General features: G+C 69.6%; 17 protein-coding genes, 1 pseudogene and 1 riboswitch. Of the genes and pseudogenes, 13 read left to right on the forward strand and 5 right to left on the reverse strand.

Features of this window, described 5'->3' with window-relative positions; translation table 11 throughout:
- Positions 1 to 130 precede the first annotated feature (130 nt).
- The 4 genes from GQ57_RS25180 to GQ57_RS25195 all read left to right on the forward strand — a co-directional run bounded on the left by GQ57_RS25180 (position 131) and on the right by GQ57_RS25195 (position 4212).
- Positions 131 to 1198: a LacI family DNA-binding transcriptional regulator gene (locus tag GQ57_RS25180; protein ID WP_034199355.1), complete on the forward strand. Its 1068-nt coding sequence runs from the start codon at positions 131 to 133 to the stop codon at positions 1196 to 1198.
- 245 nt (positions 1199 to 1443) lie between these two features.
- Complete coding sequence (locus GQ57_RS25185; protein ID WP_034199356.1) at positions 1444 to 2271, forward strand: TIM barrel protein; 828 nt, start codon at positions 1444 to 1446, stop codon at positions 2269 to 2271.
- A 68-nt stretch (positions 2272 to 2339) separates the two neighbouring features.
- Positions 2340 to 3326 (forward strand): inositol 2-dehydrogenase, encoded by a 987-nt coding sequence (gene iolG, locus GQ57_RS25190; RefSeq protein ID WP_034199357.1) that lies wholly within the window; start codon positions 2340 to 2342, stop codon positions 3324 to 3326.
- A gap of 199 nt (positions 3327 to 3525) precedes the next feature.
- On the forward strand, positions 3526 to 4212 hold the full coding sequence (locus tag GQ57_RS25195) for an HAD family hydrolase (protein WP_031401066.1): 687 nt from the start codon (positions 3526 to 3528) through the stop codon (positions 4210 to 4212).
- A gap of 98 nt (positions 4213 to 4310) precedes the next feature.
- Here the strand turns inward: GQ57_RS25195 and GQ57_RS25200 are convergent, their stop codons facing one another.
- The 4 genes and pseudogenes from GQ57_RS25200 to GQ57_RS25215 all read right to left on the reverse strand — a co-directional run bounded on the left by GQ57_RS25200 (position 4311) and on the right by GQ57_RS25215 (position 7968).
- On the reverse strand, positions 4311 to 4535 hold the full coding sequence (locus tag GQ57_RS25200) for a hypothetical protein (RefSeq protein WP_031401067.1): 225 nt from the start codon (positions 4533 to 4535) through the stop codon (positions 4311 to 4313).
- Positions 4536 to 4699: 164 nt separating this feature from the next.
- Positions 4700 to 5413 (reverse strand): 3,4-dihydroxy-2-butanone-4-phosphate synthase, encoded by a 714-nt coding sequence (gene ribB / locus GQ57_RS25205; RefSeq protein ID WP_034199358.1) that lies wholly within the window; start codon positions 5411 to 5413, stop codon positions 4700 to 4702.
- Positions 5414 to 5531: 118 nt separating this feature from the next.
- Positions 5532 to 5680, reverse strand: a riboswitch (FMN riboswitch).
- Positions 5681 to 5864: 184 nt separating this feature from the next.
- Positions 5865 to 6551: a helix-turn-helix domain-containing protein gene (locus GQ57_RS25210; RefSeq protein WP_031401069.1), complete on the reverse strand. Its 687-nt coding sequence runs from the start codon at positions 6549 to 6551 to the stop codon at positions 5865 to 5867.
- Between the two features lie 236 nt (positions 6552 to 6787).
- Positions 6788 to 7968 (reverse strand): annotated as a pseudogene (locus GQ57_RS25215) (MFS transporter).
- A 143-nt stretch (positions 7969 to 8111) separates the two neighbouring features.
- On the opposite strand from GQ57_RS25215, the gene GQ57_RS25220 reads away from it, so the two are divergent.
- The 8 genes from GQ57_RS25220 (at position 8112) to lnt (ending at position 16389) form a co-directional block, all read left to right on the forward strand.
- On the forward strand, positions 8112 to 9044 hold the full coding sequence (locus tag GQ57_RS25220; protein ID WP_031401071.1) for a LysR family transcriptional regulator: 933 nt from the start codon (positions 8112 to 8114) through the stop codon (positions 9042 to 9044).
- Positions 9045 to 9257: 213 nt separating this feature from the next.
- The gene (gene miaB / locus GQ57_RS25225; RefSeq protein ID WP_031401072.1) at positions 9258 to 10631 is read left to right on the forward strand and encodes a tRNA (N6-isopentenyl adenosine(37)-C2)-methylthiotransferase MiaB; all 1374 of its coding nucleotides are present in this window, start codon (positions 9258 to 9260) and stop codon (positions 10629 to 10631) included.
- Between the two features lie 25 nt (positions 10632 to 10656).
- Positions 10657 to 11703, forward strand: a complete 1047-nt coding sequence (locus tag GQ57_RS25230) for a PhoH family protein (RefSeq protein WP_031401073.1) — start codon at positions 10657 to 10659, stop codon at positions 11701 to 11703.
- A gap of 137 nt (positions 11704 to 11840) precedes the next feature.
- Positions 11841 to 12617: an rRNA maturation RNase YbeY gene (gene ybeY / locus GQ57_RS25235; protein ID WP_031401074.1), complete on the forward strand. Its 777-nt coding sequence runs from the start codon at positions 11841 to 11843 to the stop codon at positions 12615 to 12617.
- Between the two features lie 12 nt (positions 12618 to 12629).
- Complete coding sequence (locus tag GQ57_RS25240) at positions 12630 to 13262, forward strand: gamma-glutamylcyclotransferase (protein ID WP_034199359.1); 633 nt, start codon at positions 12630 to 12632, stop codon at positions 13260 to 13262.
- Between the two features lie 70 nt (positions 13263 to 13332).
- The gene (locus GQ57_RS43435) at positions 13333 to 13482 is read left to right on the forward strand and encodes a hypothetical protein (protein ID WP_162836107.1); all 150 of its coding nucleotides are present in this window, start codon (positions 13333 to 13335) and stop codon (positions 13480 to 13482) included.
- A 305-nt stretch (positions 13483 to 13787) separates the two neighbouring features.
- Positions 13788 to 14675 (forward strand): HlyC/CorC family transporter, encoded by an 888-nt coding sequence (locus GQ57_RS25245; protein ID WP_031401076.1) that lies wholly within the window; start codon positions 13788 to 13790, stop codon positions 14673 to 14675.
- Positions 14676 to 14727: 52 nt separating this feature from the next.
- Entirely contained in the window at positions 14728 to 16389 is a 1662-nt protein-coding gene (gene lnt / locus GQ57_RS25250; protein WP_034199360.1) for an apolipoprotein N-acyltransferase, read from the forward strand.
- A gap of 203 nt (positions 16390 to 16592) precedes the next feature.
- Here the strand turns inward: lnt and GQ57_RS25255 are convergent, their stop codons facing one another.
- Positions 16593 to 18233, reverse strand: coding sequence for a tetratricopeptide repeat protein (locus GQ57_RS25255; protein ID WP_034199361.1), 1641 nt, complete (start codon positions 18231 to 18233; stop codon positions 16593 to 16595).
- 317 nt (positions 18234 to 18550) lie between these two features.
- Here GQ57_RS25255 and glyQ point away from each other — a divergent pair, with 317 nt between their 5' ends.
- A complete protein-coding gene (glyQ, locus tag GQ57_RS25260) occupies positions 18551 to 19555 on the forward strand; it encodes a glycine--tRNA ligase subunit alpha (RefSeq protein WP_081896768.1) in 1005 nt (334 codons plus the stop codon).
- Positions 19556 to 19574 lie beyond the last annotated feature (19 nt).

Genomic DNA, 19574 nt, shown 5'->3' on the forward strand with positions numbered 1-19574 from the left:
GTCGTTGACGAAATCGCAGCGCGGCGCCAGCATACCGCCAGCCCTCGCCCCATCACGGCAACGCCCGCGTGTCGCACGAACGCCGGGGAACCCGCACGGGCGCCGACCTTGGCCGACAGGAGACGAGACGATGGCCGCCGACACCGGACCTCGCCGACGCAAACGCACCGCGCGCTTCGTCGAGATCGCGCAACTCGCGGGCGTCAGCACCGCAACGGTCGATCGCGTGCTGAACGAGCGCGGCAGCGTATCGGCGCACGCGCGCGAACGCGTCGTCGCGGCCGCGCAAAAGCTCGGCGTGCCGCGCCACCTGCCCGATGTCAGGCACGGACTGATTCACGTCGACGTGCTGCTCCCCGACACCGACACGCCGTTCTACCGGCGGCTGCAACAGGCGCTGCAACGCGCGGTGCAGATGCTCGACCGGCGCGTCGTGGTGCACCGGGCCATCCTCCCCGCCGCCGACGACGCGCGGCTCGCCGCGTTGATCGAACGCCCGGCCTACCGGCGCGCGGCGCTGATCGTCACGGCCGGCGACACGCCGCGCGTGCGCGAGGCGCTCGCCGGCGCGATCGCGCGCGGCGAATCGGTCGTGACGATGGTCTCCGACATCGGCGGGATCGCGCGCACGCACTATGCCGGCATCGACAACGAACGCGCGGGCCGCACGGCCGCCTACTGCATCGGCCGCCTCGCGAGACGGGCCGGCCGCGTGCTGCTGCTCGGCGGCCGGATGGGCTATCGCGTCCACCAGGACCGGATCGCCGGCTGTCGTGCCGAACTGGCGCGCGCGTTTCCCGAACTGGCCTGCGACGACCGGGCGGCCGAAACGTTCGACGAGGACGACCGTGCATACGAGATCGTCGCGAAGGCGCTGCGCGCGCCCGGCGACGTGGTCGGCCTCTACAACAGCGGCGGCGGCTCGGCCGGCATCGAGGCCGCGCTGCACCGCTTCGGCGCGGCCGGCCGGGTGGTCTGGGTCGGTCACGAAATGCTCGACCAGCATCGCGCGTACATCGAGGCGGGCACGATGGACATCGCGATCGACCAGGATCCCGACGGACAGGCCATCTCCGCGTTGCAGCACCTGATGCACGCATGCGGCATGGTCGAACCGCCGCCACCGGTCGAGCCGGTCGAGTTTCGCGTGTTCTGCTCGGCGAACGTGAGGACGAGCCCTTACCTGCAACCGGTGTGAACGCCCGCGGGGCCGGCGGCGGGACGCGGCCGGTTCGCATCGGCGTCGCGGGCCGCGTTGCCGATTTTTCGTCAACGCAGCGCATGCGGTTGGCGCGGCGCCGTCTTACATTGGCGGCCATGCGCCGTGACGAGCGGACAGAAGGCCGGACCGATTGCCGCAAGCACCCGCACGCGGCGGCGGCCCCCGGTCGCGGCGGCCGCTCGCCCGCCGTCCCGGCGTCGAACCCCGACCGAGGCCCCGTGATGACCCCACCCCTGACGTTTTCGCTGAACCGGACGAGCACCCCGCGCCTGCCGCTCGACCGCCATGTCGCACTGTGCCGGCGCCTCGGCATCGGCGCGATCGAGATCCGCAACGATCTCGACGGCGTCGAGATCGCCGACGGCACGCCCGCCGCCGCCGTACGCTCGACGGCCGAAGCCGGCGGCGTGGCGATCCTGACGATCAACGCGCTGCAACGCTTCGAGCAGTGGAACGCCGACCGTGCGCACGAGGCGACCGCGCTGGCCGACTACGCGGCGCAATGCGGCGCGCACGCGCTCGTGCTGTGCCCGACCAACAGCCGCGGCGACACGCGCGGCGCGGACGGGCGTCACACGGATCTCGTGACGGCGCTGAAGGCGCTCAAGCCGATCCTCGCAACCCGCGGCCTGCTCGGTTTCATCGAGCCGCTGGGCTTCGCGGAATGCGCGCTGCGTCGCAAGTCGGACGCGGTGAAAGGCATCTACGACGCGGCGGGCGAACAGGTCTTCAGGCTCGTGCACGACACGTTCCACCATCACCTGTCGGGCGAAGACATTTTCTTCCCGAACCTGACCGGCCTCGTGCATCTCTCCGGGGTCGAGCAGGACGACCTGCCGGTCGACCGGATGCGCGACGGCCATCGCGTGCTGGTCGGCGCCGCCGACCGGCTCGGCAACATCCGGCAGTTGCGCGAACTGCTCGCGCGCGGCTACCGCGGCGCACTCTCGTTCGAACCGTTCGCAAACGAAATCGCCGAAGCCGACGACATCGAGGACCGGCTGCGGGCGAGCATCGACTACGTGCGCGGCGCGCTGGCGAATCAATGACCCGGGCCGGGCGCGTGGCCGCCCAAAGCCGCGCCGACGGCCAACGACAGGATCGACAGGAGAACGGAATGATCGGATTCGCATTGTTCGGCGCCGGACGGATCGGCAGGATCCACGCGGCCAATCTCGCGCGCCATCCGGGCGCGACACTCCGGTACGTGGTCGACCGGCATGCGCCGTCGGCCGACGCGCTGGCGCACGCGCACGGCGCGCACGTCGCCGACGTCGAGCGCGCGCTCGGCGACCCGGCCGTGCGGGCAATCGTCATCGCGTCGAGCACCGACACGCATGCGGACCTCATCGTCGCGGCTGCGAATGCCGGCAAGAACATATTCTGCGAGAAGCCGGTCGACCTGGGCGTCGAGCGCGCACGCGCGTGCGCGGACGTCGTCCGTCGCATCGGCATCACCTGCATGATCGGCTTCCAGCGCCGCTTCGACCCGACGTTCGCCGCGCTGAAGGCGCGCGTCGAACGCGGCGAGATCGGCGCGCCGGAAATGCTGGTCGTCACGAGCCGCGACCCGGGCGCACCGCCCGCCGATTACCTGCGCAGTTCGGGCGGCATCTTCAAGGACATGCTGATCCACGATTTCGACGTGTTCCGCTGGATTCTCGGCGACGAAGCGCAGACGCTGCACGCGACCGGCAGTTGCCTGACCGATCCGGCCGTACTCGCCGCGGGCGACATCGATTCGGCCGCCGTGACGATCCGCACGCGGCACGGGCTGCTGTGCCAGATCAATACGTCGCGGCGCGCCGCCTACGGCTACGACCAGCGTTTCGAACTGCTCGGCAGCGGCGGGATGCTGCAGGCCGGCAACGTGCGGCCGACCGAGGTGGGCGCGTGGCTCCCGGGCGGCATCGCGACGGACGCGCCGGAGCCGTTCTTCCTCGAGCGCTATCGGCAGGCCTACGCAGCCGAGATCGCGCACTTCGTCGACGCGCTGCGCGACGGCTCGCCGGTCCGCACGACGATCGACGACGGGCTGGCCGCGCTCGAACTGGCCGAGGCCGCGCTGACGTCGTGGAAAACGGGGCGCGTGATCGTGCTGTAATGCAAGCGGCGCGGCCGCCCGCCCCGCCGGCAAGGCCCCGCCCGATCGGCAGCCTGCCCGGATCCGGCGCGGCGACCGCGCGGCCACGCCGTGATGCGGCCGGTCGGGAAAATTTGCCGGACCGTCACGCGGCACGCGCGTGAAAGCACGTATGATGGCGAATTGATCTGCGTCGCCGATCTCCCGCTTTTTCACCACCATGCTCGATCACCTCATCTGCGACTGCGACGGCGTGCTCGTCGACAGCGAAGTCATCGCCGACCGCGTGCTGCTCGACACGCTGTCCGCCACGTTCCCGAACCTCGATTTCGAGGCCGCCGCGAAATCGGCGTTCGGTCAGCAGACATCTCGCTTCCTCGACGGCATCGAATCCCGCTTCGGCATCGAGATGCCGGCCAACTTCATCGAGACGATCGAGCACAACATCGAGGTCGCGCTCGCGCAATCGCTCGCGCCGATCAGCGGCGTGCGCGACGCACTGCTGAAGGTCAGCCTGCCGGCGGCCGTCGTGTCGAACAGCCGGCTCGTGCGCGTGCGCAATTCGCTGAAGCGCGCGTCGCTCACCGAGATCTTCGGCGAGCGCGTGTTCAGTTCCGAACAGGTTGCACGACCGAAGCCCTACCCCGACGTCTACCTGCATGCGGCGCAATCGCTCGGTGTCGCGCCGGCGCGCTGCGTCGTCGTCGAGGACAGCGTGTCGGGGCTGAATGCCGCGCGCTCGGCGGGAATGAAGACGATCGCGTTCGTCGGCGCGAGCCACATTCCCGACAACTACGCGGATGCGCTGCGTGCGATGGGCATCACGCGAATCATGCGCAAAATGGACGAGCTGCCGGCGCTCGTCGAAGCCGGCATGCGCGGCGAATTCGGCGACGTGCAGTCGTAAACGTCAGGCGACGGCACACCGTTGAACGACGTGCCGTCGCGAACGCAAGCCGGCCGGTCAATCGCCGAACGCGACCAGCCGGGCCGGGCTATCTGCGCTTAACGCAGCCACTCTCGCGGGATCCCGGACGTGCTGCTGCTTTCCGGGTAAAAGTAGATGAAATAGCGGCGGCGCGTGCCTTCGACGACCGGCCCGGCCGGCCATGCGGCGTCCTTGCCGGCCGCGGTTGCCGGATCGGGATTGTTCGCAGCCGCCTGGGCCAGGTTCGGGACACCTGCCCCGCCGCCGACGCATGCGCGTTCCGTTGCGTTGATTGTTCGCATGATTTTCCTACCTCTGTTGACTCGTGATCGACACCCGCGCGTGACTGCCGCGGGCTCCGGTGCAAGCGCAGCGGTACCGCTGCCAAGCCCGGCCGAGTATAGGTAGCGCTCCGGAAGCCGAATATCGCCGATTCTCCAGATTTGCGGCCCGCCCGGCACCGCGTCTACGCGTCGCTCAAGCAGCCCTCGCGCGCAGCCGCCAGCGCCTCGCGAAACTCGACCAGCTCCGCGATCGTCAGCATCGGCAGCCCGTGCCGTTTCGCAAAACGCTCGACGTCGTCGCCGCGCGTCATCGTGCCGTCCGGATTCATCAGCTCGCACAGCACGCCGGCCGGCTTCAGGCCGGCAAGGATCGACAGGTCGACCGTGCCTTCCGTGTGACCGCGACGCGCCAGCACGCCGCCCGGTTGCGCCCGCAACGGAAACACGTGCCCGGGGCGCACGATGTCGTGCGGCTTCGCGCCGTCGGCGATCGCCGCGCGGATGGTCGTCACGCGATCGGCCGCCGAAACGCCCGTATGCACGCCTTCGCGCGCCTCGATCGAGACGGTGAACGCGGTGCCGTTGCGGCTCTCGTTGGTCTGCACCATCGGCGGCAGGTCGAGCGCGCGCACCGTGTCGTCGGTCAGGCACAGGCACACGATGCCGCTGCACTCGCGGATCAGCAGCGCCATCGTCTCGGGCGTGATGCGCTCGGCGGCGACGATCAGGTCGGCCTCGTTCTCGCGGTCGTGATCGTCCTGCAGCACGACGGCGCGACCCTCGCGCATCGCGTCGAGCGCGGCGGCGATGCGCGGCGGCAACGGTTCGGAATCCAGCAACGGGAGATCGGCAAAGGCGTCGGCGGGAGCCGACGAAGAAACGGACATCAAGGACATGTGAAACGCTCCTCGCAAATACGATTTGGGCGAAAAACGTTTCAGGGCATTGCAAACAGACAGAACGGCAACCCGCTTCGCACGCATCGCGAAGCGGCCCTGGCGGACATGGCTATCTGCACATCTTCTCTCATCCGGACTGTGACCGTCGGCTCTGGCATTCGACCAGATCTGCTGACCCCGCGCGGTGGCGCGGGCGCTCGCGGGCTCGCCGGCTTACGCCAGCCTACCGCCGGTGGGGAATTTCGCCCCGCCCTGAAGACGCACTGTTTGCCGGACGGGGACGCCCCGTCATCGGCGGGCCAAGCATACATCAGCTGCGCACGCGGCGCAGCGGGCCACACATAAAACCTTACTGACGACTCCGTCTAACGGCATCGTCCGAATGGCCGACGGCCGCGTCGCGTCTCCGCCCGGGACAGGCGGCAACCGCCGTGCGCGGCCGCGTCGTTCAGCCGGCCGCGTGCGCGGCCGCGTCGGGCACGAGCCAGCGCGGCGGCACCTCGGGGCTCACCGTCACGCGGAACGCGCGCGCTTCGCTGTCGCCCGGGTTGCGCAGGTTGTACGGCTGGTCGGCGTCGAACACGATCGCGTCGCCGGTCGCGAGCAACTGGCGGCGGTCGTGCACGCTGACTTCGAGCGTGCCCTCGCTCACGACCAGGTTGACGGTCGTGCCCGGCGCGCGGCGCGTGCCGGGCTCCGTATGCAGCGGTGCGATCCGCAGCTCGTGGAATTCGGCCGCGGCCGGCTCGCCTTCGGGGTACAGCGCACGGGCCGAGAAGCGGCCGTTCGAGCTGACGACGCGCGACGCGCGCTCCGCCGCCAGATGCTCGAAGCCGTTCACCGCATGGCGGCGCAGAAACGCGGCAACCGACACTTTCAGCGCCGCGGCGATCTTGCAGAGCACCTTGATCGACGGCACGCTGCGCGCCGACTCGATCTGCGCGAGCATCGCGCGCGACACGCCGGACAGCCGCGCGAGCGCATCGAGCGACAATTGCCGTTCGGCGCGCAACCGCGCGAGATTCACGCCGACGACCTGTTCGAGAAGATCGAGCGACGCGGACGTCCGCGCTTCGGCGGCATTGCCGGACTCGAAAGAGGACACATCGCGCACCAGCGCCAGGGGTGAAGACATAGCATTGCCTCCGGGCCGCCACGCGGCCCTGCGTAGGGGGTAAGCCGGGATCGGAATCGGGTTGCGCCTGCAACGGCGCGTATCGAGACGCTATCACCCGGCCTGGCACGGGCAAACGAAGTTATCTTCACACCGTTATCAGCATCGCGGAGGAATGCGTTTCTCGCGAGCCTGTTCCCGCCGCTATCGCGTCGCCGTCGCGCCCGTGCGGCGGCGCCCCGTCGGCGGCGTGCCGCTCACCTCACGGCCGGCGCGGCGCCCCGCGCCGGGGCCCGCGCATCGAGCCGCATCGCGAACCACGTGACGACGAGCGCGGCGAACGTCACCGCGACGGCGACCCACGGCAGCGCATCGAGCGCGAAGCCGTGCGCGAGTGCAAGGCCGCCGAGCCACGCGCCGCCTGCGTTGCCGACGTTGAATGCGCCGATATTCAGCGTCGAGGCCAGATGCGGCGCGCTCGCGGCCTTCTCGACCACGCGCGCCTGCAGCGGCGGCACCGTCGCGAACGCGGCGATCCCCCACACGAACACGGTGACGGCCGCCGCGACCGGCAGGTGGCTCGTCTTCGCGAACACGGCCATCACGGCCATCAGCGCGACCAGGATCGCGATCAGCGACGGCATCAGCGCGCGGTCGGCCAGCCTGCCGCCGAGCGTGTTGCCGACCCGACGGTCAGGCCCGCGCCGAACAGCACCAGGATCAGCGCGACCGAGCGCGGCGAATACCCCGAAACGGTCTCGAGAATCGGCGCGATGTAGGTGAACACGACGAACACGCCGCCGAAGCCGAGCACGGTCATCAGCAGCGCGAGCCACACCTGCGGCTCCCTCAGCACGCGCACTTCGCGACCGAGGCCGACCGGCCCGCTGTCGTGGCGGTTCGGCACCAGCGCGGCAACGCCGCCGAGCGCCAGCACGCCGAGCGCGGCGACGATCCAGAACGACGCGCGCCAGCCGAGCAGCTGGCCGACGAACGTGCCGAACGGCACGCCGAGCACGTTCGCCAGCGTGAGCCCCGTGAACATCAGCGCGATCGCGCTCGCGCGCTTGTCGGCCGGCACGAGCGACGCCGCGACCACCGCGCCGATCCCGAAGAACGATCCGTGCGCGAACGACGTGACCACCCGCGCGACCATCAGCGTCGCGTAGCCGGACGCGGTCGCGCAGAGGACGTTGCCGACGATGAAGATCGCCATCAGCAGCTGCAGCGCGGCCTTGCGCGGCATGCGGCTGGTCAGGACCGCGAGAAGCGGCGCCCCGGCCGCCACGCCGAGCGCGTAGCCGGTAACCAGCAGGCCGGCGGACGGCAGCGACACGGCGAGGTCGTGCGCGACTTCGGGCAGCAGGCCCATGATGACGAATTCGGTGGTGCCGATGGCGAAGGCGCTGATCGCTAGCGCCAGTAACGGGATGGGCATGACGTTCTCCAGAGGGCGGCGGTGCGGCGCCCGATCGGTGCCGCACCGCACAAGAAGCGGGATGTGCGCATTGTCCCGAAGACGCCCATATTTGATAATTGGCTCGGTATTTGAACCATTTTCAAAAAATTCTGGAAAATCGCATGGACCGACTGGGCGATATCCGGCTGTTCGTCGAGGCGGCCGAACTGGGCAGCCTGTCGGCCGCCGGGCGCAAGCTGAACCTCACGCCGGCCGCGGCGAGCGCGCGCCTCGCGAAACTCGAGGCGGCCGTCGCGACCCGGCTGTTCGACCGGTCGACCCGGCAGTTGCGGCTCACCGACGAGGGCCGCCTGTACCTGAACGGATGCCGGCAGGCGCTGCAGGCGCTCGACGATGCAAACGCCCTGCTGCAGGCCGGCCGCAATGTCGTCGGCGGCCGCGTGCGGCTGTCGGCGACGTCCGATTTCGGCCGCCGCCGGCTGCTCGACTGGCTCGACGAATTCACCGTGCGCTACCCGGACGTCACCTTCTCGCTGACGGCGTCCGACTCGACGGTGAATCTCTGGCAGGACGAGATCGATCTGGCAATCCGCTTCGCCGCGCCGCCCGACGGCGCGCTGATCGCCCGCCGGCTCGCCGCGGACCGGCGCGTGCCGTGCGCGGCGCCGTCGTTCCTCGCCCGCCACGGCGCGCCGCGCGACCCGCACGATCTGGCCCGCTTTCCATGCAACGTGATCACGGTCGCGTCCGGGCCGATGAACACGTGGCGCTTTACGCGCGGCGGCGACACGCAGACCTGCACGGTGCCGCTCGCCACCGCGTTCGAGACCAACGACGGCGGCCTCGCCCGCGAGTGGGCGCTGCGCGGGCACGGCATCGTGCTGAACTCGATCTGGGACGTCGCCGACGACCTGCGCGCCGGACGCCTCAAGGTCCTGCTGCCCGACTGGCGGCACCAGGGCGCGCCGCTGCATGCGATCTACCCCGGCAAGCGTTACATGGCGCCGCGCGTGCGTGTGCTGCTCGACTTTCTCGTCGAACGCTTCGCACGCGAGGAAGCCGCGCTCGACGACCTGCTGAACACGTGCCGTTGACGGCCTGCCCTTGCCATTCAGGGGTCCGAACCCGACAGACGGCGTCGCGCGGCCGCAACCCGCTGCCCGTCCGGGGCGGCGTGAAAAGCTATAATGGAAGGCTTTCCCGACGGCCTTTCATGCGTGCCGCGCGCGATCCGCGTGCCGCGCACGGCCGTCCCGATTCACCCTTGACGACGCCCCCAGGTCAACCACTGCGAACGGCGAATCCCCATGACCAAGAAAGTTTACGTAAAGACCTTCGGCTGCCAGATGAACGAGTACGACTCGGACAAGATGGTGGACGTGCTGAATGCGGCCGAAGGCCTCGAAAAGACCGATACGCCGGAAGACGCGGACATCATCCTGTTCAACACGTGCTCGGTGCGTGAAAAGGCGCAGGAAAAGGTGTTCTCCGATCTCGGCCGCGTGCGCGAGCTGAAGGAAGCGAAGCCCGGCCTGCTGATCGGCGTCGGAGGCTGCGTCGCGAGCCAGGAAGGCGCGTCGATCGTATCGCGCGCGCCGTACGTCGACCTGGTGTTCGGCCCGCAGACGCTGCACCGCCTGCCGCAGATGATCGACGCGCGCCGCGAGAGCGGGCGCGCGCAGGTCGACATCTCGTTCCCCGAAATCGAGAAGTTCGACCATCTGCCGCCCGCGCGCGTCGAGGGGCCGAGCGCGTTCGTCTCGATCATGGAAGGCTGCTCGAAGTACTGCAGCTACTGCGTGGTGCCGTACACGCGCGGCGACGAGGTATCGCGCCCGCTCGACGACGTGCTGACCGAAGTGGCCGGCCTTGCCGACCAGGGCGTGCGCGAAGTCACGCTGCTCGGCCAGAACGTGAACGCCTATCGCGGCGCGCTGGCCGCGGGCTCGGCCGAGATCGCCGATTTCGCGACGCTGATCGAATACGTCGCCGACATCCCCGGCATCGAACGGATCCGCTACACGACGTCGCATCCGAAGGAGTTCACACAGCGCCTGATCGACACCTACGCGAAGGTGCCGAAGCTCGTGAGCCACCTGCACCTGCCCGTCCAGCACGGCTCCGACCGCATCCTGATGGCGATGAAGCGCGGCTACACGGTGCTCGAATACAAGTCGGTGATCCGCAAGCTGCGCGCGATCCGCCCCGACCTGTCGCTGTCGACCGACATGATCGTCGGCTTCCCCGGCGAGACCGAGGACGATTTCGACAAGATGATGGCGCTCGTCCACGAGATGAGCTACGACACGAGCTTCTCGTTCATCTACAGCCCGCGCCCCGGCACGCCGGCCGCGAACCTGCACGACGACACGCCGCGCGAAGTGAAGCTCAAACGCCTGCAACATCTGCAGGCGACCATCGAGGAAAACGTCGCGCGCATCAGCCAGTCGATGGTCGGGAAGGTCGAGCGGATCCTCGTCGAGGGCCCGTCGCGCAAGGACCCGAACGAACTCGCGGGCCGCACCGAGAACAACCGGGTCGTGAATTTCCCGGCGCCGCTTGCGTCGCACCCGCGCCTGATCGGCCAGATGATCGACGTGAAGATCAACCATGCGTACCCGCACTCGCTGCGCGGCGAGCTCGTGCTCGTGAGCGACGACGCGAGCGCGGCCACGCACTGACGTTCCACTGGAGCCCGACGCCACTTTGAAGCCGACCCAAGCACTGGAATTCGTCGCGCCGCGCGACGACAATGCACGCCTCGCCAACCTCTGCGGCCCGCTCGACGAGAACCTGCGGCAGATCGAACAGGCGCTCGACGTCACGCTCGCGCGCCGCGGCCACCGGATCGCGATCCGCGGGCGCGGCGCCAAGCTCGCGCTCGCCGCACTCGAGAACTTCTACAACCGCGCGCGCGATGCGCTGTCGGTCGACGACATCCAGCTCGCGCTCGTCGAGGTGCGCCACACGGCCGGCAACGGTCGCCAGGACACGATCGACGTACGCTTTCGCGGCGACCCCGACCATCCGTTCGACGACCCCGTCGTCCAGCTCGACGACGAGGCGCCGGACGAAGAGCCCGCGCCGAAGCTCTACACGCGGCGCGCCGACCTGCGCGGCCGCACGCCGGCGCAGCGCGAATACCTGAAGCAGATCCTGTCGCACGACGTGACGTTCGGCATCGGGCCGGCCGGCACCGGCAAGACCTACCTCGCGGTGGCATGCGCGGTCGACGCGCTCGAGCGCGACCAGGTCAAGCGGATCGTGCTGACGCGCCCGGCCGTCGAGGCCGGCGAGCGGCTCGGCTTCCTGCCGGGCGACCTCGCGCAGAAGGTCGATCCTTACCTGCGGCCGCTGTACGACGCGCTGTACGACCTGCTCGGCTTCGACAAGACGGCGAAGATGTTCGAGCGCCAGATGATCGAGATCGCGCCGCTCGCGTACATGCGCGGCCGCACGCTGAACCACGCGTTCATCATCCTCGACGAGGCGCAGAACACCACGCCCGAGCAGATGAAGATGTTCCTCACGCGGATCGGTTTCGGCTCGAAGGCGGTCGTGACCGGCGACACGAGCCAGGTCGACCTGCCGCGCGGCCACAAGAGCGGCCTCGTCGAGGCGCAGCAGGTGCTCGGCGGCGTGCGCGGCATCGCGCTCACGCGTTTCACGAGCGCGGACGTCGTGCGCCATCCGCTCGTCGCGCGCATCGTCGAGGCGTACGACGAGTTCCACGCGCAGCATCAGGACGGCTGACCGGCCGCGCCCGCGCCGCCGACGGCCTGCCGGCCCGGCCCGCCAGACGGCGCGCCGGGCTTTTTTTCGCCTGCGCGCATTCGGGTGCGATCGGCCGTTTGGTGTATCCTCATCGCGTTCCAATCGCCGCTCGCGTCATGAAATCCTCCCGTTCCCGCAAGTCGGGGCGCGCCCAGTCCGCCGCGCCCGCCTCCCCCCGCCTCTCCCTGTTCGATGCGAAGGGCAAGGCCCGCACCGTCGACGCGCAAGGGCTGCGGATCGACTTTCCGGACGGCCGCAGCCTGATGTTCGACCTGTCGGGCAGTTCGGGCGACGCGGCCGTCGCGATCGTCGCGCAGCACAACGACCCGACGATGCGCGCGAAGCTTGCGCTGCAGCCCGAGCACTACGACAGCGTGACGCTGCACGTGGGCGCCGAGCTCGCGCCGCGCGAAGACGAACTCGAAGACGCACTGCGCGAGCCGGAGCTCGACCTGTCCGTACAGTACGGCGACGAAATCACGAGCGACGTGCGCAAGACGCTGCCCAAGCGCAAGCTGATCGCCGAATGGATCGAGCCGGCGCTGTTCGCCAGCGCGCAGCTCACCGTGCGCTTCGTCGGCGCGGACGAGGGCCGCACGCTGAACGCCGGCTACCGTCACAAGGATTACCCGACCAACGTGCTGACCTTCGCGTACGACACGGCGCCCGACGGCACCGTGATCGGCGACCTCGTGCTGTGCTGCCCCGTGGTCGAGCAGGAAGCGCACGACCAGGGCAAGCCGCTCCCGGCCCATTACGCGCACCTGCTGGTACACGGCGCGCTGCACGCGCAGGGCTACGACCACGAGACGAGCGACGAGGACGCGGCCGAAATGGAAGCGCTCGAAGTCGACATCCTCGCGAAGCTGGGCTTCCCGAACCCCTACCGGTAAGGGCTCCGCACGATGCGCAACGTCGCGACGCTCCCGCCCGCCTACCCGCCGTCGATCGGCGCCGGGCGACTGCTGACGGAAGACGAACTCGCGGCCTCGCTCGCGCACACGATGCGCGACTGGGACGGCCGCCAGGATCTCTGGCTGTTCGGCTATGGCTCGCTGATCTGGAACCCGGGCTTGCCGACCGTCGCCGCCGTGCGCGGCAAGGTGCATGGCTACCATCGCGGGCTCTGCCTGTGGTCGCGCGTGAACCGCGGCACGCCCGAACGCCCGGGCCTCGTGTTCGCGCTCGATCGCGGCGGCTCGTGCTCGGGCATCGCGTTCAGGCTCGCCGGCCCGACCGCGCAACCGCATCTCGAAACCTTGTGGAAGCGCGAGATGCCGATGGGCTCGTACCGGCCCGCGTGGCTGCCGTGTTCGCTGGAAAACGGCGAGCGCGTGAACGCGCTCGCGTTCGTGATGCGCCGCGACGCACCGACCTACACCGGCAAGCTGTCCGACCCCGTCGTGAAGGAAGTGTTCGGCTGCGCGGCCGGCCGCTACGGCACGACGCTCGACTACGTGAGCCGCACGGTCGACGCGCTGCGCGAGAGCGGCATCCCCGATCGCGCACTCGAAGGGCTGCTCGCCCGATGCCGCTGACCCGACACGGCGCCCGGCCCGCCGCCGCGCGAGGCCGCGCCACGCCCCTTTTCGAACGAGGACACTGTCGATGAAACCGTCACGCTGGTCGCGTTGCAAGGTCGCCGTACTGATCGTCGCCGCGAGCGTCGCGCTGTCCGGTTGCGGGATCTTCGGCTGCGGCGGCGGCGCGACCAACGGCGCGGCCGCCGGCGGCTGCTCGGCCGGCATGCGGTTCTGAGCCGCGGCCCGGCGGCGCCGCCGGCTTCGGCATGCGGCAGATTGCCGCCGGCAGCGACCGCGCGATCCGCCCGCCCCACGCCGCACCGTGCCGCCGCCGCTTTTTGGCGCCGCTGCCCCGCCGGCCCTTTATGAGATAGGATGGATGCGAGGACGATGCCGCGCCAGGCGCGGCCGTCCGCGAGCGGGGCCCGCGCGAGCGCCCGTCCTGGCCGTGCGGCCGGGGCGACACGGTCGTGTCGTGCCCATGGTGTATCCTTGCCTACTCCGTGACAGCGCGCTCCGGCATGACCCGGGCGCACCACCATGAACGATTCGTATCCCAGTCGTAAGCCAACCGACAAACCGCAAGAAAAGCGCTCGCTGCTCGAGCGCCTGACCGACTTCATCTCGCCCGAACCCGAATCTCGGGCCGAGCTGCTGGAAATCCTCCAGGACGCCCACGAGCGCAACCTGATCGACGCCGATTCGCTGTCGATGATCGAAGGCGTGTTCCAGGTATCCGACCTGTGCGCACGCGACATCATGGTGCCGCGCGCACAGATGGACGCGATCAACATCGCCGACAAGCCCGAGGATTTCATTCCGTTCGTCCTGGAAAAAGCGCACTCGCGCTACCCGGTGTACGAGGACAACCGCGACAACGTGATCGGCGTGCTGCTCGCGAAGGATCTGCTGCGCTTCTATGCCGAAGAGGAATTCGACGTGCGCGGGATGCTGCGCCCGGCCGTGTTCATCCCGGAGTCGAAGCGCCTGAACGTGCTGCTGCACGACTTCCGCGTGAACCGCAACCACCTTGCGATCGTCGTCGACGAATACGGCGGCGTCGCGGGCCTGATCACGATCGAGGACGTGCTCGAGCAGATCGTCGGCGACATCGAGGACGAATACGACTTCGACGAGGAAGCCGGCAACATCATCTCGGGGCCGGACGGCCGCTACCGCGTGCGCGCGCTCACCGAGATCGAACAGTTCAACGAGACGTTCGGCACCGATTTCCCCGACGACGAGGTCGACACGATCGGCGGGCTGATCACCCATCATTTCGGCCGCGTCCCGCATCGCGGCGAGAAGCTGCAGCTCGGCAACCTCGTGTTCGAGATCCAGCGCGGCGATGCACGCCAGGTCCACGTACTGCTGGTGCGCCGCAACCCGCTCACGAGCCGTCGCGCCGAAGCCTCGCACGAGGACTGACCGCCGCGCGCCAGCCGCGCCTCCTTCAACCGCTCGCCCACTTCCGCTTCACATGGACGATCCGATCCTGTCCCGCCCGGCTGGCGGCCTCCTCGCGCCGCCGCCCGGCCGCGCGCTGCCGCGCTGGCACTACCCGGCCGCGCTGCTCGCCGGCGCGGCCAATACGCTCAGCTTCGCACCGACCCCGCACGGCGGCTGGTTGCAGCTCGTCGTGTTCGTCTGGTTTTTCGCGCAGCTCACGCGCACCGCGAGCTGGCGCAGCGCCGCGCTCACCGGCGGCGCGTTCGGCTTCGGCAACTTCATCAGCGGCATCTGGTGGCTCTACATCAGCATGCACGTGTACGGCGAGATGGCCGCGCCGCTCGCGGGCGGCGCGCTCGTGCTGTTCTCGCTGTACCTGTCGCTGTATCCGGCGCTCTCCGCCGGGCTGTGGTCGTTCTGCGCGGGCCACGCGTGGCATCGCCGCACGCCCGACCCGCGGCCGTTCACGCCGACCTGGCACGGCGCATTCGCGTTCGCGAGCGCGTGGGCCCTCGGCGAATGGCTGCGTGGCACCGTGTTCACCGGCTTCCCGTGGCTCGCGAGCGGCTATCCGCAGGTCGACGGCCCGTTCGCGGGCTTCGCGCCGGTCGCCGGCGTATACGGCATTGCGTGGGTGCTCGCACTGTTCGCCGCGCTCGTCGTGCAGGCATTCGCCGCCGCCCGGCCGTCGCCGCTCGCCGAGCCGCGCGCCGGCAATGCGCGCGTGCGCATCGCCGCACCCGCCGCCATCGCGGTCGCGCTCGTCGCGGCCGGCCTCGGGCTGTCGCAGGTCGCGTGGACCGTGCCCGCGAACGCGCCGCTCACCGTGCGGCTGCTGCAGGGCAACGTGAAGCAGGACATCAAGTTCGAGGAAGCCGGCATCGACGCAGCGATCAAGATGTACACGCAGATGATCGTCGAGAAGCCGGCCGACCTGATCGTGACGCCCGAGACCGCGATCGCGGTGATGATCCAGGAACTGCCCGAACCGTTCGCCGTCGCGATCCGCAAGTTCAGCGACACGACCGGCTCGGCCGTGTTGTTCGGCGCGGTCGGCGCCTCAGTGACCGAGGACGGGCACTACGTCGACTATACGAACAGCCTGTACGGCGTGACGCCGAATTCGCGCGACATCTATCACTACGACAAGCACCACCTCGTGCCCTTCGGCGAATTCATCCCGTGGGGCTTCCGGTGGTTCGTCGACCTGATGAAGATGCCGCTCGGCGACTTCGCGCGCGGCGCGCCGGTGCAGAAGCCGTTCCTGGTACACAACCAGCCGGTGATGGCCGACATCTGCTACGAGGATCTGTTCGGCGAGGAAATCGCCGCAACGATCCGCGACAATCCGCAGCCGCCCGGCGTGCTCGTCAACGTGACGAACCTCGCGTGGTTCGGCGACACGATCGCGCTCGACCAGCACCTGCAGATCGCGCGGATGCGCTCGCTCGAAACGGGCCGGCCGATGCTGCGCTCGACCAACACCGGGATGACGGCCGCGATCGACGCGCACGGGCGCGTGCTCGGCCAGCTGAAGCCGTTCACGATCGGCTCGCTCGACGTGCGGATCGAAGGCACGAGCGGCTTCACGCCGTACGTGACGAGCGGCAACAACATCGTGCTCGCTGTGTCGTTGGTGCTGCTCGCGTTCGGGTTCGGGTTCGCGTTCGGGCCGAGGCTGCGCCGGCGGTGATGCCGGTTCGCGGACACGGGGCGTGCATGCCGGCATGCACGCCACCAGGTCGAACGCACCGCGAACGACAGGCATCCTTGCTACGAGACGAAGAACGGCCGACCGCCCTCGATTCGATCGGGTAAGGATCCGGCACTGCCATGCACCGCAGGCGCCCGGGGAAAGCAATCGCAGCGAGCCCGATCGACGCGACGGATGACCGCTCAGCCCCGCGGCTGCGCATGCCCGGCCAGCAGGCTCCGCAAATCGCGGCTCACGCCCGCCATCACCGGCTCCCATGCGCCGAACGTCGGCTGCCGGTACAGCGTCGCGGTCGGATACCACGGGCTGTCCTTGCGTTCGAGCAACCACGGCCAGTGCGGATTCACGTCGAGCAGCACCCACGTGCGCGCGCCGAGCGCGCCCGCCAGATGCGCGACCGACGTGCACACGGTGATCACGAGATCCAGTGCACCGATATACGCAGCCGTGTCGTCGAAGCTCGTCAATTCCGCGGTGAAATCCTCGATCGCGAAGCCGGCCGCGCGCGCCTCCGCGACATCCGCGTGCGCACCCGGCTGCAGCGAATGGAACGCGACGCCGTCGAGCCCGCGAAACGCGTCGGCGTAGCGCTCGAGCCCGACGCGCCGGAACGGGTTGCGCTGGTGCCCCACGCTGCCCGTCCACACGAGCCCGACCTTCAGACGCCTGTCGCCCGCGAGCCGCGCGCGCCACGCGTCGCGCGCCTCCGGATCGGCCCGCAGGTACGGCACCGACGACGCGAGCGTCGACATTTCCATGCCGAGCATCAGCGGCAGGCCGATCAGCGGCACCTCGTAATCGAACGCCGGCAGCACGTCGACGCCGCCGCCCGCGCCGAACACGTCCGCGTGCGCGCCGAGGCTGCGCTGCATCAGCGCGCCGACCGCCGGGAACGTATTCCACACCAGCCGGCCGCCCTCGCGATGTACGCGTTCGGCGAGCGGCTCGACGAACCGGCAGAACTGCAGCACGTCGCCGAGCCCCTGCTCGCCCCACACGAGCAGCGTCTTGCCGGCGAGCGGCTCGCCCTGCCAGCGCGGGCCCGGCAGCACCGGCCGGCGGCCGCGCAACTCGCCCGCGCCGTCCCAGCGCGCCTCGTGGCCGCGCCAGCCGGCCGCGTAGTTGCCGCGCACGAGCTGGATGATCGCCAGGTTGAAGCGGAACGACGCGTCGTCGGGCGCCAGTTCGCACGCGCGCGCCGCGTAGCGCTCGGCGTCGTCCCAGCGTTGTGCCTCCTTCATCGCCATCGCGGCGTTGTTCATCGCCAGCGCGTTGTCGGGTGCGAGCTCGACGAGCCGGGCGGCGCACGCGAGCGCGCCGTCCAGGTCCTGCGTCGCGATCCGCGCGACGACGAGGTTGGTCCATGCCTGCACGTCGCTCGGATCGGCGCCTACCGCCGCATCGAGCAGCGCGATCTCCTCCGCGCGAGGGCTGCCCGACAGCCGCAGCGCGATCGCGAGGTTGTTGCGCAGCGACGGCCGGTCGGCATCGAGCGCCAGCGCCGCGCGATACGGTGCGACGGCATCCGCGTGACGCCCGGCCATCTGCAGTGCGTAGCCGTGATTGAAGTACGCCGCGGCGCCCGGCTGCACGCGCACCGCGCATTCGGCGAGCGCGATCGCATCGGCCGTGCGCTGCCGCGCGACGAGCGCGCCGGTAAGCTGCGTGAGCGCGTCGGCGTCGGTCGCATGCAGATGCGCGGCGGCGGCAAGCCACAGATCGTGCGCGGCGTGCTCGCCGCGCGCCTGCGCGTCGGCCGCCTGCCCGAGCAGCGCGAGAAAGGGGGGCAGCAGCGGAATGAGGATGTCGTTCGGATCGTCCATGCGGTCGGCAGCGGCAAGCGTTGGCGCGGCACGCGTCGTGTGCCGCAATATGCGCATCTTAACGCCCGCGCGAAGCGGCGAGCACGCGTGCCGCGGCGCGCATCGCGCGGCCGTACGATATGCGCCGGCCGCCCCTGCGCGGGCCGCCGGAACGGTGCCGGCGGTGCACCCGCCCGCGTTCCGGCGCATCCGGTCGCCGATCCGGTAAAATTACGCGTTTCAGCACACTAACAAGCCGCGCCGCCGCGCGAGCCGACCCTCCGGGCCCCGCCCGGAGCGCCGCCCGCAACGGAGCGCCAGCGCCACGAAGGCTCTTCATGCTTACGTTTCAGCAAATCATCCTGACGCTGCAGTCCTATTGGGACAAGCAGGGTTGCGCTCTGCTCCAGCCCATCGACATGGAAGTCGGCGCGGGCACGTCGCACGTCCACACGTTCCTGCGCGCGGTCGGTCCCGAGCCGTGGCGCGCCGCGTACGTCCAGCCGTCGCGCCGCCCGAAGGACGGCCGCTACGGCGAGAACCCGAACCGCCTGCAGCACTACTACCAGTACCAGGTCGTGCTCAAGCCGGCGCCGGAAAACATCCTCGACCTGTACCTCGGCTCGCTCGAGGCGCTCGGCTTCGACCTGAAGCAGAACGACGTGCGCTTCGTCGAGGACGACTGGGAAAACCCGACGCTCGGCGCGTGGGGCCTTGGCTGGGAAGTGTGGCTGAACGGGATGGAAGTCACGCAGTTCACGTATTTCCAGGAAGTCGGCGGCCTCGAATGCAAGCCGGTGCTCGGCGAGATCACGTACGGCCTCGAGCGCCTGGCGATGTACCTGCAGAAGGTCGAGAACGTGTACGACCTCGTGTGGACCGAGTGGGAGGAACAGGGCCCGAACGGCCCCGAGCTGCGCCGCCTGTCGTACGGCGACGTATACCACCAGAACGAGGTCGAGCAGTCGACCTACAACTTCGAGCACGCGAACGTCGACCTGCTGTTCACGTTCTTCAACAGCTACGAAGCCGAAGCGAAGAAGATGATCGACGCAAGGCTCGCGCTGCCCGCGTACGAGCTCGTGCTGAAGGCCGGCCACACGTTCAACCTGCTCGACGCGCGCGGCGCGATCTCGGTGACCGAGCGGGCGGCGTACATCGGCCGCATCCGCGCACTGTCGCGCCTCGTCGCGCAGGCTTACTACGACTCGCGCGAGAAGCTCGGCTTCCCGATGCTCGGCAACCCGCCGGGCGTGCCGGGCCTCACCACCGACGCCCAGGACGCCGCGCAGCCGGCATGGGCGCCGCCGCTCAAGGTCGAACGCAAGATCGATCAGGACTGACGAGACGAGATTCATTCCA

The organism is Burkholderia sp. MSh2, assembly GCF_000731655.1.
GTDB classification, from domain to species: domain Bacteria; phylum Pseudomonadota; class Gammaproteobacteria; order Burkholderiales; family Burkholderiaceae; genus Burkholderia; species Burkholderia paludis.

Bases quoted from the DNA above. Each gene is read 5' to 3' on its own strand.
- GQ57_RS25180 (WP_034199355.1), top strand. From the start codon at position 131: ATGGCCGCCGACACCGGACCTCGCCGACGCAAACGCACCGCGCGCTTC.
- GQ57_RS25185 (WP_034199356.1), top strand. From the start codon at position 1,444: ATGACCCCACCCCTGACGTTTTCGCTGAACCGGACGAGCACCCCGCGC.
- iolG (WP_034199357.1), top strand. From the start codon at position 2,340: ATGATCGGATTCGCATTGTTCGGCGCCGGACGGATCGGCAGGATCCAC.
- GQ57_RS25195 (WP_031401066.1), top strand. From the start codon at position 3,526: ATGCTCGATCACCTCATCTGCGACTGCGACGGCGTGCTCGTCGACAGC.
- GQ57_RS25200 (WP_031401067.1), bottom strand. From the start codon at position 4,535: ATGCGAACAATCAACGCAACGGAACGCGCATGCGTCGGCGGCGGGGCA.
- ribB (WP_034199358.1), bottom strand. From the start codon at position 5,413: ATGTCCTTGATGTCCGTTTCTTCGTCGGCTCCCGCCGACGCCTTTGCC.
- GQ57_RS25210 (WP_031401069.1), bottom strand. From the start codon at position 6,551: ATGTCTTCACCCCTGGCGCTGGTGCGCGATGTGTCCTCTTTCGAGTCC.
- GQ57_RS25220 (WP_031401071.1), top strand. From the start codon at position 8,112: ATGGACCGACTGGGCGATATCCGGCTGTTCGTCGAGGCGGCCGAACTG.
- miaB (WP_031401072.1), top strand. From the start codon at position 9,258: ATGACCAAGAAAGTTTACGTAAAGACCTTCGGCTGCCAGATGAACGAG.
- ybeY (WP_031401074.1), top strand. From the start codon at position 11,841: ATGAAATCCTCCCGTTCCCGCAAGTCGGGGCGCGCCCAGTCCGCCGCG.
- GQ57_RS25240 (WP_034199359.1), top strand. From the start codon at position 12,630: ATGCGCAACGTCGCGACGCTCCCGCCCGCCTACCCGCCGTCGATCGGC.
- GQ57_RS43435 (WP_162836107.1), top strand. From the start codon at position 13,333: ATGAAACCGTCACGCTGGTCGCGTTGCAAGGTCGCCGTACTGATCGTC.
- GQ57_RS25245 (WP_031401076.1), top strand. From the start codon at position 13,788: ATGAACGATTCGTATCCCAGTCGTAAGCCAACCGACAAACCGCAAGAA.
- lnt (WP_034199360.1), top strand. From the start codon at position 14,728: ATGGACGATCCGATCCTGTCCCGCCCGGCTGGCGGCCTCCTCGCGCCG.
- GQ57_RS25255 (WP_034199361.1), bottom strand. From the start codon at position 18,233: ATGGACGATCCGAACGACATCCTCATTCCGCTGCTGCCCCCCTTTCTC.
- glyQ (WP_081896768.1), top strand. From the start codon at position 18,551: ATGCTTACGTTTCAGCAAATCATCCTGACGCTGCAGTCCTATTGGGAC.